Raw genomic sequence first — 12,567 nt, 5'->3', positions numbered from 1 at the left:
GCCTGCCACATGGTAAATGGCAGGCTTCCGATTATCTTGCAGGTACAAGAATAAGCTTTCCTTTTGTTTGCCTCGACTGCATCCGCTCATGTACCTTGGCAGCATCCTCAAGAGGATGGATTTCCCCAATTGTCAGCTTCAGCTTTCCTGCAGCTGCATATGTCAATAATTCCTTCATGCTCGGCTGCAGCAGTTCAGGTTTTCTCATAATCTGCGGAAGGAAAAATCCGATGACTGATTGGTTCCGACCCATTAGGGATGAAGGATAAAACCGGCTTTGCTCCCCGCTTGCCACACCATATATGACAAGGCGGCCAAAGGTGGCAAGGCATTTCAGAGTTTTATTAAAAATTTCCCCGCCTGCCATTTCGAGTGCAACATTCACACCTTTTCCGCCTGTTGCTTCCAGCACTTCATTTTCCCAGCCTTCTTTTGTGTAGTTTACGAGAACATCCGCACCCATTTCTTTCGCAAGCTGAAGTTTTTCATCGCTGCTGGCTGTGGCAATGATGGTCCCTGCACCGAATAATTTTGCGAGCTGAACAGCAAGTGTTCCTACACCGCCTGCCGCTGCATGGACAAGGACGCTTTCACCCGCTTCAAGTCTGCCCATCGTTTTTAGTATATGATAGGCACTCAAGCCCTGCAGAGGCAGAGCAGCAGCCAGGTTGAAATCCAATCCTTCCGGCAGGGGAATCAGCCCTCTTTCATCAGCTAATACATACTCCGAGTAGCCGCCTGATTCAATTAACGTAACCACTCTTGTGCCAACAGGAATTTTCGCATCTTCACCTGCTGCAGCGACAACACCTGCCACTTCAGCACCAGGAATGAACGGCAGAGGTGTCGGCACGACGTATTGCCCTTCTCTTCTTGCGGTATCTGCATAGTTCACCCCAATGGCATGAACCTCAATTAATACTTCACGTCCTGTCGGCTGAGGCCGGTCAACCTCGATTAAGTTAAGGACTTCAGGTCCTCCATACTCTTTGAATTGGATGGCTTTCATTTAAAACACTCCTTCTCTATATATCTAGCAGCGATACTCGCCTTTATCATATACAAGCTCAGCGATCCTTCTGTTTCTCGCACTTTCCTTCCCAAAGGAACTGAACCTGCCGCATTCTCGGATAACTAATCCGATCAACTGATCTCTTTTCCCTTCAGAAGCCAATTCTGACACAAGCTGACGGGATAGTCTTTCTGCATCCCATATCGCACCTTCGATAAACGTTCTTGTCTGAAGAATCTTCAATTCTTCTTTTTCTTCACCATTTTCCTGAATAGCTTTATAAGTACGATAGACAGCCGATTCTGAAGCATAAAGGGCAATGGCCAGATCGGCGAGCTTCATAAGTGCTTCCTGTTCATGAGCAAGTGAGCTGCCAAATGCTTCGTAAGCGAGTCCGGCGTTTAACAGGAATAGGTTTCTCATCGTATCAACCGCTGCTCTTTCTTTCTCAAAAATGCCCTGGCCGATTGGTTCAGGTTTGCTCAACTGAACAACAGCCTCCTCCACTCTTGCGGCTAAATCGATATCACCCTTCAATGCTTTACGGAAAAGGTGTGTAGGAATCAGCAGTCTATTAATCTCATTTGTTCCCTCAAAAATACGGTTAATGCGGGAATCACGATACATTTGTTCCACTCCGTATTCCTTGATGAATCCTGCTCCGCCATGAAGCTGCAGTACTTCATCTGCCGCATAGTCGAGCGTTTCCGATCCAAACACCTTGCAGATCGCACATTCTGTGGCATATTCGCTCATTCTTTTTCCAATAAGTTTTAAATCAGATGAATCGTATAAGTCTGCTAATGATTCTTCCAGCAGGTTTGCAGTACGATACTGCAGTGATTCAGCAGCGTAAATTCTACCTGCCATTTTTGCGATTTTTTCCTTGGTAGCTGGAAAATCAGCAATGGATTTTCCAAATTGCTTTCTTTCCCCTGTGAATTGTATAGCTTTCTTCAATCCGGTTTTGGATGCCCCCATGCAGGCAGAACCTAAATTGAAGCGGCCCAGATTCAGGACGTTCAGAGCAATAATATGGCCTTTGCCCACTTCGCCAAGCAACTGATTGGCTGGCACAGGACAATCTTCAAAAATGACCGATCTTGTTGAAGATCCTTTGATGCCCATCTTATTTTCTTCCGGACCAAGGGAAAGCCCTGGTGTATCGCGCTCAACGATAAACGCGGTAAAATGCTGGCCATCCACTTTAGCGTAAACAATAAACGTATCTGAAAATACAGCGTTAGTAATATAAATTTTGGTGCCATTTAAGATATAATGTGTTCCTTCCTGATTCAGAACAGCTGTTGTCTGGGAGGAAAGTGCATCTGAACCTGCGTTCGGTTCTGTCAGGCAGTAAGCCCCAATGTACTCCCCAGAAGCAAGCTTCGGCAAATATTTTTCTTTCTGCTCCGGTGTCCCAAAGTAAGTAATAGGGAGGGTCGCAATACAGGTATGGTTGGAGTGGGCTACCCCATAACCGCCTGTTGAGGCAATGCTTTCACCGACAATCCCCTTACTGATTTTATCCAGGCCCAGACCGCCGTATTTTTCAGGGATGCTATGTGCAAGCAAGCCAAGTCCCCCCGCCTTCCTCAGCAAATCCGTAACCAGCTCAAAGTCCTGGTTTTCAATCCGGTCCTTTTCAGGCTGTACCATTTTTTCAGCAAATTGTTTAGCGGTTCTGCCAATCAAGATATGCTCATCTGTAAAATCTTCTGGTGTGTAAAGTGTTTCAGGATTAAGCTTTGTGAACAAAAAACCCGCACCGCGATTAGCTGTTTTTACTTCTTCCATTTACGGATTCACTCTCCTTCTAAAGCGGTCTGATGGAACCGCTCTGCCATTTTTCAGAATGGGAACAATCGCTTCCATGTCAATCTGTGATGCGAACTCTAAATCTTCTGCCAGCCCGTGCCGGGCAAAAAGCCTGCCTACCCTGGATGATGACAGAATGTCAAATGCGCTTCCTGATGCACCCCGGTAAAAATGCAAAGCAGCTTTTGCAGAATCAGTCATATTCCATTGATCATGATCGGTTAAGCAATCGATAAAGTGCCCTGCACCGTAAAAGTCCTCCAAACTGAGTTCCCCCGAATTTCCTGAGCATACAACGATGACTGTCTCAGCTTCTCCCTTTACGGATTCTGCAACTGCCCGATTGTTTAATAGCGAGCTGATATAGACTTTTGAGGCACAGGCTGATTTTCTTAAAGCTACCGTTCCATTTGTTGTTGTCAGGATCAGTTTCCTGCCATCTATCACTTCACGGATGCGGCTCGGAATGGGATACACGCATCCTTCAATCGGCTTCCCATGAATCTCGCCGGCAAGGACAAATGTCTCCGGCTTCATGCCTGCTGTAACAGTCATCCCTTCCGTAACATCCAATACAGGGATGACTTCTGCAGCTCCTTCTGAAAGAGCTGCAGTAATCGTCGTGGTCGCGAGAAGAATATCCAAAACGACAGCCACTTTACTGCTTTCTCTTAATTTCTCTTCTGAAATATCCTCTTTCTTTAAAATCACATGAACTTTTTTCATCTCAGTTTTTCTCGTTTGCAGCCTTTACAGCATGTTTCAGGAGCACTTTAACAAATGTATGGAATTGTGAAAAACGAGCATCGCCTGTTTGGCCTTTCTTGTAGCGATAATAGATTTGCTGGCAAATGACGGCGAGCTTGAAGTAAGCAAATGTTAAATAAAAATTCATGCTGCTGAGATCTCGGCCAGTCTTTTTAGCATATGCCTCCATAAATTCTCTGCGCGAGTAAAAGCCGTTTAGAACAGTTACTGGCGGTTTGCCTAAGCCAAACTTCAGCAGATCTGGATCATCCCCCTGAATCCAATAGCTCATCGCTGCACCAAGGTCTGCCAGCGGATCGCCAACAGTTGCCATCTCCCAGTCAAACAGGCCTGCCATTTCTGTCAAATTTTCATTAAACATTGCATTGTTCAGTTTGTAATCATAATGGATGATGGAAGGTTCCGGACTTACTGGGATATGATTGGTCAGCCACTTTTTCAATGTATCCGCCTCAGAAACTTCCTCCGTCTTGGCCCGTTCATACCGGCCAATCCAGCCATGCACCTGCCTTTCCATAAATCCATCAGGATTGCTGATTTCAGCTAAACCTGTCCTTTTATAGTTAATTGAATGAAGTTCGGCAAGTTTATCAACCATAATTTGAGACAGCCCTCTGCAAACTCCCTCGTCTGGTGCAACTCCTTCAGGGAATGAGGTATCTAAAACAATTCCATGCCTTCTTTCCATAATGAAAAAAGCTGCACCGGCAATTTCTTTATTATCTGTGAAAAGAAGCGGCTTCGGAGCTTCCTTGAAAAAGGGGCTGATCTCAGAAATCACTCTGAATTCCCTCTCCATGTCGTGAGCTTTCGGTGCAACAGGTCCAAGCGGAGGCCTGCGGAGCACAGCTTTCCATTCTCCCATTTTCAGCTGATATGTCAGGTTGGAGTGGCCAGTGGAAAACTGCAGAATCTCGAGTGGTTCATTTGGAAGGTTCCCAATCTCGCTCCGCAGGAATTTTTCCAGTGCAGCTGTATTTAATTGTTCCCCTTTTCTCACAGGAATGGTATCCTGGCTCATTTGCTGGGGCATGTAACTCCTCCTTTTTAAACGAAAATTCAGTTTCTTTAAGTTTAAGTTCCCCTTGAATTTTGGTTAAGACCTTCGCGAAGAAGATCAGGTATGACAGCACTCTCCTGTTTGCTGAAATCAAAATAGACGATGATGGCGCTCCCTTTGGCAATGAGACCGCCCGTCTGGCTACAGACAATTTCATGGTTCAGCTGAAAGCTTTTCCTGCCGATTCTTGATACCCACGTTTTTACCGTAAGGATTTGGTTAAAATACCCCTGGCTTAGAAAGTCGCACTTAGTGGAGGCCAGGATAAAGCTCCAATTTTTCACATCCATGCTGTAGCCGAGTGTCTCGAAATACTTTACACGCGCTTCTTCAAGATATATAAAATAACTGGTATTGTTGATATGGCCAAGTGCATCAGTCTCGCAAAACCTCACTGTTACCTGCATTTCGTGCATGGTGCCACCCCTTAACTCTTAATCTTACTCGAATGATATTCGTACCACCCCTTGCCTGTCTTTCTGCCTAATTCTCCCTTTTCCACTTTTTCAGCAACACAGGCAAACGGTTTATCGGCAGGATCTCCCGTCTCCCGATAACGCTGATCCATTACATAATAGGCGACATCGAGTCCGGATAAATCCATAAGCTCAAAAGGGCCAATTGGGTGATTCAATGCTTTCCGGCAGATGACATCAATATCTTTATAGTCTGCAATTCCCTGTTCAAACAGAGCCACTGCCTCTTTTTGGAGCGCACCGAGAATGCGGTTTGCTACGAATCCGGAAATTTCCTTTTTCAAAAGGACGGCTGTCCTATTGATTTTTTTACAGACTTCCATAGCTATTTGGGCGGTTTCTTCAGATGTCTGTTCACTCATTACTACTTCCACACAATCCATAACGAGAGGCGGGAAGAAGAAATGCATATTAACAACTTTTTCTGGCCGCTCCGTTTTACCAGCTATTAGACTATTCACGATTGTTGAACTATTGGTCGCAAAAATGGCATGTGGATCAGCATACTGCTCCAGCTTGCTGAAGACCTCCTTTTTTACATCAAGTTTTTCGGTTACTGCTTCAATAATCAAGCCGGAATTCCTTACACTTTCTTCAAGGCTGGTGGAAAAGCGCAGCCTATTAAATGCAGAAGCTTTAGCATCTTCGGCAAGTTTCCCCTTGGAGACCCATTTAGACATAATCGTTTGAAGCTTTGCCTCAGCATCCTGCAATGCGTTTTCGTTCAAATCCTGAATAATTGTTTCAAATCCTCCAAGCGCACAAAGCATTCCGATCTGGTGGCCCATCTGCCCGGCACCGATAACCGTAATTTGCTTAATATCATTTACATTCATCTTTTCTCCTCCTTATACTGACCAGTTGGTATGTCTTAAAAATTATGTTTTAATAGATTGTTATAGCTTATTTATACTGCCCGTTGATTTCCGCTGCAGTCACTTGCTTTCCGCGGGGAGGAACGGGAGCCTCCTCGGCTTCGCCTGTGGGGTCTCCCGCTCCCTCTCCTCCCGCAGGAGTCAAGTGTCTTCCGCTACAATCAACTCAGTATCTTAAAATATAGTTCCCGTCCTATGTTGTTACCTACTAAAAAATAGAGACAAAGAATTATCTTTATTTTCCCTACTTTAAAAGAATTTCGATTTACATCTCGATCCCCTTTAAGATCATTTCCGTAAATATCTCCGCCACTTCCCGGTCAGATATAGATCCATCCGGATTGAACCACTGATAGCTCCAGTTAGTGACGCCCAGGATGCCAAAGGCAATAATCGGAGAGTTGAGATTCGCACGGAACTCTCCGTTCTGTTTGCCTTCTTCTATTAATTTTTCGATATTCAGCCTGAACTGATCTCTTTTCGGAATGATTTCCGATAAACTTTCGTCACTGAGGTTGCGCATTTCTCTAAAAAAGACTTTCGCGCTGGCTCCCTGTGTTTTGATATTGCTGAGCAGCATTTGAACAATCGCAAAGAGTTTTTCTTTGCTGGATTTTGAATCATCCCCGAGGATTTCGTGCTGATTGTCCAGCATGTCATCAATGTAGCGAAGATGGATGTCCATCAAAAGTTCTTCTTTGCTGGAAAAATAGTAATAAAACGTCCCTTTCGTCACACCAATACTGTCGACAATATCCTGAATTGATGTCTCGCTGAAGCCTTTCTGATCAAATAGCCGGATGCTCTTTTCAGTAATTTTTTCTTTCAATGTTAGTCCCCGCTTCTGTTAGAAAATATCGACAGAATTATATCATAAAAATCAGTGGCTCCGGACCTCATCCCGCAAAGCCCGGCGAAGGATTTTTCCGACATTTGTCTTTGGAAGCTCCTGGCGGAATTCTACGGCCGATGGAATTTTATAGGCAGCCAGGTTCTGCTTGCAAAATGAAATGATATCTTTTTCGCTCGACGATTTGCCAGCTTTCAGTACGATGAAAGCTTTTACTGTTTCACCCCGGTACGCATCCGGGACACCAATGACTACTGCCTCCTGAACTGCAGGATGCTCATAGAGCACTTCCTCGATATCGCGAGGATATATATTATATCCGCTTGCAATAATCAGGTCTTTTTTACGGTCGACAATATAAAGGAAACCGTCATCATCCATTCTTGCAATATCACCTGTGTAGAGCCATCCATCCCGTAATGTGACGGCCGTCTCCTCAGGCATATTCCAATATCCTCTCATGATCTGCGGTCCCTTGATGATGACCTCTCCGAGTTCTCCATTCGGAACTTCTTCTGTTCCTGTGGCCAAATCGACTACTTTATAATCAGTTGAAGGAAAACCAATTCCGACACTTCCAGGCTTTCGTTCTGAAAAAGGAGGATTGCAGTGGGTTACTGGGGAAGCTTCGGATAAACCATAGCCTTCGAGTATTTTGGCTCCTGTCTTTTGTTCAAAATCGCGAAGCAGTTCGACAGGCATTGGCGCGCTTCCGCTATTGCAGGTTTCAATGCTGTCAATGCCATATTCCTCTGCACGCGGATGATTGGTGATAGCCACATACATGGTTGGAACACCCGGAAATACAGAAGGCTGCTCATTTTTAATCGTATTAAGCACTTCCTCCAAATCAAAGCGAGGCAATAAAATAGATTCATTGGCGGTATAAATGGCAAAGTTCATGCAGGCAGTCATTCCAAAAACGTGGAACAGCGGAATGACGGTTAAGAATTTTTCCCCGCCTATTTTGGTTCTTTCTTTAAAAAATTCATAGGACTGAACCACATTTGCGAGAACATTGTAATGTGTCAGCATGGCTCCTTTAGATCGGCCGGTTGTACCGCCCGTATATTGAAGGACGGCTATTTCCTGTTCAGGCTCAATGTTTACCGGGGTGAATTGTCCTTTGCCTTCATGTAAAAAACCTTCAAAGGTTTTATCAGGAGAAAAATCTGCATTTGATTGCTGGAGACTGACAACAATTATATTTCTTAATTTCGTTTTGCTCTGTACTCCTTTTACGCGTGGATATAACGCATCAAAGACGATAAGTGTCTCAGCACCCGAATCATTCATAATATACTCTATCTCGCGCTCAACCAGCATCGGGTTTACTTGAGTAACGATCGCTCCCGCTGCAAGGGTGCCATAATACGCAATTACATATTGCGGGCAATTGGGCAGCATGATGGCAACACGGCCGCCTTTTTGGACACCATTTTTCTGCAGTGATGCAGCAAATCCATAGACGGCTTTTTGAAGTTCCGCATAAATCATTTTTCGGCCATAAAAAGATAAAGCTGTATTCTGCGGATACATCGCTGTCACTTCCTGCAGCATCTCAGGCATCGACTTGCTGGGAATGCTAACATCGGCTGCAATTGATTCAGGATAGTGGGCATGCCAGGTTTTCTTCTCGCTCATTATTAATCCCTCCAAAATTTGCCGTTTTTACATTGCATGTGTTCCGCCATCGACAATTAATACGTCTCCCGTCACATAATTTGAAGCATTGGAAGCCAGGAACAAAGCGGCGCCTTTCAAATCGTCAGCAGAACCAAAGCGTCTGAGAGGTGTCGCCTCCAGAATTGGATTTTTCCCATGCTCAATAATCGCTGCTGACATTTTAGTAGGGAAAAACCCTGGGGCTATGGCATTCACATTGATGCCATACCTGCCCCATTTTACAGCCAGATCCTTTGTCATCGTAATAACAGCGCCTTTGCTTGTGTTATATCCGATCGTATCCATCACCCGGGGATCAGTACCGCCAAGTCCGGCAACAGAAGCAATATTAATGATTTTTCCGGACTTTTGCTCAATCATAATCTTACCTGCAGCCTGGCTCATTAAAAACGTCCCTGTGACATTCACATTGATAACTTTATGCCAGGCTTCAAGCGGCATTTCTTCGGCAGGTGCTCCCCAGGTGGCACCGCTGTTATTGACAAGAATATCAATGGTTCCAAATTCCTTAACCGTTCTATCGACCACTTTATGGACGTCCTCGGGTTTGCTTATGTCACAGGAAAGAGCTAACGTTTTCACGCCAAGTTTCGCGAGACGATCAGCTGTTTCCTGACATGTCTCCACCTTTCTTGAACAAAGAACGATATTCGCCCCTGCCTCGGCATAGCCTTCCGCAATCTGGGCACCGAGCCCTCGGCCTCCTCCAGTAATCAGTGCCGTTTTCCCGGTTAGGTCAAATAAATCCATTACGTTCATATGGCTCCCCGCTTTCCCTATTGGTATTTTTTCAACTCAAGTTTAGCAATCTGTGCCCGATGGACCTCATCTGGCCCGTCTGCCAGCCTCAACGTCCTGGCATTTGCCCACAAGGCCGCAAGCGGAACATCGTCAGAGACTCCTGCTGCGCCAAAAGCCTGAATCGCCCGGTCAATTACCTTAAGTGCCATGGATGGAGCCACGACTTTGATCATAGCAATCTCTGTTTTCGCCGCTTTATTTCCGGCTGTATCCATCATATGGGCCGCTTTAAGCGTTAATAGTCTTGCCTGCTCAATTTCAATTCGGGAATCCGCAATCCATTCCTGGATGACTCCCTGATTAGAGAGCGGTTTTCCAAAGGCGACGCGATTTTGTACACGCTTACATAATTCTTCAAGAGCACGCTCTGCTGCCCCTATTAGCCTCATGCAATGATGGATGCGTCCTGGGCCAAGCCTTCCCTGCGCAATGGCAAATCCTTTCCCTTCACCCCAAATCATATTTTCAGCGGGAACTCTGACATTGTCGTATGTAATTTCAGCATGACCATGGGGAGCGTGATCATAGCCAAACACCGGAAGCATCCTCTCTATTTTTACTCCTGGCGTATCAAGTGGAACAAGAATCATAGATTGCTGTTCATGTCGGCTGGCTGCTGGATCGGTTTTTCCCATGACGATCGCTATCCTGCATCTCGGATCTCCCGCCCCTGAGGACCACCACTTCCGACCATTAATGACATACTCCGTACCTTGCCTTTCAATCCGTGCTTCAATATTTGTAGCATCAGAAGAGGCAACATCCGGCTCTGTCATTGAAAAACAAGATCGTATTTCCCCTTCTAAAAGAGGCTGCAGCCAATCACTCTTTTGCTGATCGGTGCCATATCTTGCGAGCACTTCCATGTTTCCGGTATCAGGTGCATTGCAATTGAAAATCTCCGGTGCAATCATGGAACGCCCCATAATTTCGCAAAGTGGAGCATAGTCCACGTTCGTGAGACCAGCCCCATACTCGCTTTCCGGTAAAAATAGGTTCCATAGCCCAGCATCTTTCGCCTTGCGTTTCAACTCTTCCATAATGGGCGGAATAGCATTCCAGCGGCTTTCCTGTTCATTCAATTGCTGTTCATACAGAGTTTCGTTCGGATAAACGTTTTCTTCCATAAACACATTTAATTTTCTTATGAGCTCCTGTACTTTTGATGAGTAAGAAAAATCCAAATTCCATCCCTCCTTCACTTACTGACCGGTCGGTATGTTACAAGTTTAGTATAAACAATCTCGGAAAAAATTCAACTTATTTTCAGAAAATTTATAATTTTATTGTTTTCCACTCCCAGCCAAAGCACTGTTTTTATCGAGTAAAAGCTAGGGAATTTTCGCTAGTTACCTGCCATTCTATTTCGTTTTCCGAATAATATTAGAACTAAGCACCTACAATTCCTTCTTTTTAAACAATTCATCCATTAAACTCCTCAATTTATACTATTCGAAATTTTTTGGCACTTAAAACATTCTTCATCTATTATTGATTTGAAATTAGAAGAGGAGGAAATTAGCCGATGAAAAAACTAGTAAAAAAACGCACTATTCCTGTACTCCTGTCTGCTGCATTATTGGCTGCACCTGCAGTTCAGGCAGAAACTCCCTATTACGGGAAATCATACAGCCAGCCTGAACAAGTAAGACACCTCTTTCCTGAAATTGAGGTGATAGACAACACTCCTGCCTTTTCAAGGGACGGTGATGCTTTTACTTCTCAAGAAGAAATGATGGCCTACATAAAACAGCTCAAAGCTAAAAGTCCTTACCTAACTGTTAAAACAATCGGAACCTCTCAAGAAGGCCGTGAAATACCTGCCCTTTATTTCACAAAGGATAAGCATATTAGGTCGGGCTATTTATCAAAAAAGCCGATTGTATGGGTTCAGAGCCAGATCCATGGCAACGAGCCTGCCAGCGGTGAATCTATCCTGGCCTTGGCCAACAGACTTGCCGGTGAATTGGGCAAGGAGATTTTGGACGATATCAATGTGATCGTTATTCCAAGGGTAAATCCTGATGGCTCTTATGATTTTAAAAGACAGCTGGCCGATGGGCTGGATGGAAACCGTGATCATATAAAACTTGAATCTCCAGAAGTACAGGCCATTCATGAAGAATTCAATAAATATTCACCTGAAGTGGTGATTGATGCTCATGAATATTCTGTTTACAGCAGTGCTTTTAATCAAGTTGGTGAACAGGGCGCTTTGAAGTACCACGATATTCTGATCCAGTCTGGCCGGAACCTCAATATCCCTGAAAAAATCCGTCAAGCATCTGACAGTTTATTTGTCGAGCCTGCCATGGAAGAGCTTGAGAATAATGGTATTTCCGCAGAAATTTACTATACAGCAGGCCTGGATGACCAAGGTGAAATTGAAATTATCGAGGGTTCCACTGAGCCAAGAATTGGCCGGAATTCATTCGGACTTCAGCCAGCATTCTCCTTCCTCGTAGAAAGCAGAGGCATTGGCATCGGCCGTGAAGATTTTGCGCGCAGAGTGAACGCCCAAATTGCCACTCATGAAAGCATTCTTAAGCAAACGGCCAATCATGCAAGACAAATTAAAAATCTAGTAGCATTAGAAAGACTTAATCTTATTAAAAAAGGCTTAATGCCAAATGACAATGATCCAATAATCATTGATAGCGAAAATAAAGAACTGGAGAATGAAACACTGGAAATGGTAGACATAGCAACGGGCACTGTTCAGGATATCCCAGTTAAATACTTAAGTGCTACTGATGCAGAACCAACATTGGAAAGGGATAGACCTACCGCCTATTTAATAAAGCCAGGTCATGAGGAAATCGCTGAAAAATTAATGGATCAAGGTTTAAAGGGCTTTAGACTTCCGAAAAATGTCAGCCTTCCAGCTGAAGCCTTTACAGTAACTTCTAAGGAACCGGCAGGGAATTATGAACAAAGGGAGCTTGTTGAGGTTGAGACTGAGGTGACTAAGAAGGACATCACCTTCCCGAAAGGAACTTATGTATTTCTGACCGCACAGCCTCAAACAAATCTGCTTTCCCTGTCGCTTGAGCCTGAATCAGTAGACAGTTATACGACCTTCGGCTACGTCCTTTCTGAAGTTGGGCAGGAATTGCCGATTTACCGCTTCACCATTGATCCGAAGAAATCAAACATGAAACCGTTTATGAAATAAAAGAAAAATGACTGACGCATCATGATAATTAGTTCTGTTTGTGTGA

Annotated in this window: 11 protein-coding genes; 1 reads left to right on the top strand and 10 read right to left on the bottom strand. The window is 44.5% G+C overall.

Annotated elements, in window-relative coordinates; translation table 11 throughout:
- Positions 1-31: 31 nt before the first annotated feature.
- The 10 genes from MKY20_RS16765 to MKY20_RS16720 all read right to left on the bottom strand — a co-directional run bounded on the left by MKY20_RS16765 (position 32) and on the right by MKY20_RS16720 (position 10,530).
- On the bottom strand, positions 32-1,009 hold the full coding sequence (locus MKY20_RS16765) for a quinone oxidoreductase family protein (RefSeq protein ID WP_341002039.1): 978 nt from the start codon (positions 1,007-1,009) through the stop codon (positions 32-34).
- Between the two features lie 24 nt (positions 1,010-1,033).
- On the bottom strand, positions 1,034-2,809 hold the full coding sequence (locus MKY20_RS16760; protein ID WP_217024626.1) for an acyl-CoA dehydrogenase family protein: 1,776 nt from the start codon (positions 2,807-2,809) through the stop codon (positions 1,034-1,036).
- Positions 2,810-3,556: a 2-phosphosulfolactate phosphatase gene (locus tag MKY20_RS16755; protein WP_009334367.1), complete on the bottom strand. Its 747-nt coding sequence runs from the start codon at positions 3,554-3,556 to the stop codon at positions 2,810-2,812. It abuts the gene before it with no gap.
- Between the two features lies 1 nt (position 3,557).
- Positions 3,558-4,631 carry a phosphotransferase family protein gene (locus MKY20_RS16750; protein ID WP_009334366.1) on the bottom strand — a complete coding sequence of 358 codons (1,074 nt, stop codon included), beginning with the start codon at positions 4,629-4,631 and terminating at the stop codon, positions 3,558-3,560.
- 41 nt (positions 4,632-4,672) lie between these two features.
- Positions 4,673-5,074, bottom strand: coding sequence for an acyl-CoA thioesterase (locus tag MKY20_RS16745; RefSeq protein WP_251174527.1), 402 nt, complete (start codon positions 5,072-5,074; stop codon positions 4,673-4,675).
- A gap of 11 nt (positions 5,075-5,085) precedes the next feature.
- Positions 5,086-5,970, bottom strand: a complete 885-nt coding sequence (locus MKY20_RS16740) for a 3-hydroxyacyl-CoA dehydrogenase family protein (protein WP_251174526.1) — start codon at positions 5,968-5,970, stop codon at positions 5,086-5,088.
- 304 nt (positions 5,971-6,274) lie between these two features.
- On the bottom strand, positions 6,275-6,838 hold the full coding sequence (locus MKY20_RS16735; protein WP_251174525.1) for a TetR/AcrR family transcriptional regulator: 564 nt from the start codon (positions 6,836-6,838) through the stop codon (positions 6,275-6,277).
- 51 nt (positions 6,839-6,889) lie between these two features.
- On the bottom strand, positions 6,890-8,503 hold the full coding sequence (locus tag MKY20_RS16730; RefSeq protein WP_341002033.1) for a long-chain-fatty-acid--CoA ligase: 1,614 nt from the start codon (positions 8,501-8,503) through the stop codon (positions 6,890-6,892).
- Between the two features lie 27 nt (positions 8,504-8,530).
- Positions 8,531-9,304, bottom strand: coding sequence for an SDR family oxidoreductase (locus tag MKY20_RS16725; RefSeq protein WP_252246466.1), 774 nt, complete (start codon positions 9,302-9,304; stop codon positions 8,531-8,533).
- Between the two features lie 17 nt (positions 9,305-9,321).
- Positions 9,322-10,530, bottom strand: a complete 1,209-nt coding sequence (locus MKY20_RS16720; RefSeq protein ID WP_251174522.1) for an acyl-CoA dehydrogenase — start codon at positions 10,528-10,530, stop codon at positions 9,322-9,324.
- A gap of 341 nt (positions 10,531-10,871) precedes the next feature.
- Here MKY20_RS16720 and MKY20_RS16715 point away from each other — a divergent pair, with 341 nt between their 5' ends.
- Complete coding sequence (locus tag MKY20_RS16715) at positions 10,872-12,521, top strand: M14 family metallopeptidase (RefSeq protein WP_251264533.1); 1,650 nt, start codon at positions 10,872-10,874, stop codon at positions 12,519-12,521.
- Positions 12,522-12,567 lie beyond the last annotated feature (46 nt).

Origin of the sequence: Cytobacillus sp. FSL W8-0315 (assembly GCF_038002905.1) — a bacterium.
Taxonomy (GTDB): Bacteria; Bacillota; Bacilli; order Bacillales; family Cytobacillaceae; genus Cytobacillus; species Cytobacillus pseudoceanisediminis.
This window is presented reverse-complemented; position numbering and strand designations above follow the sequence as displayed.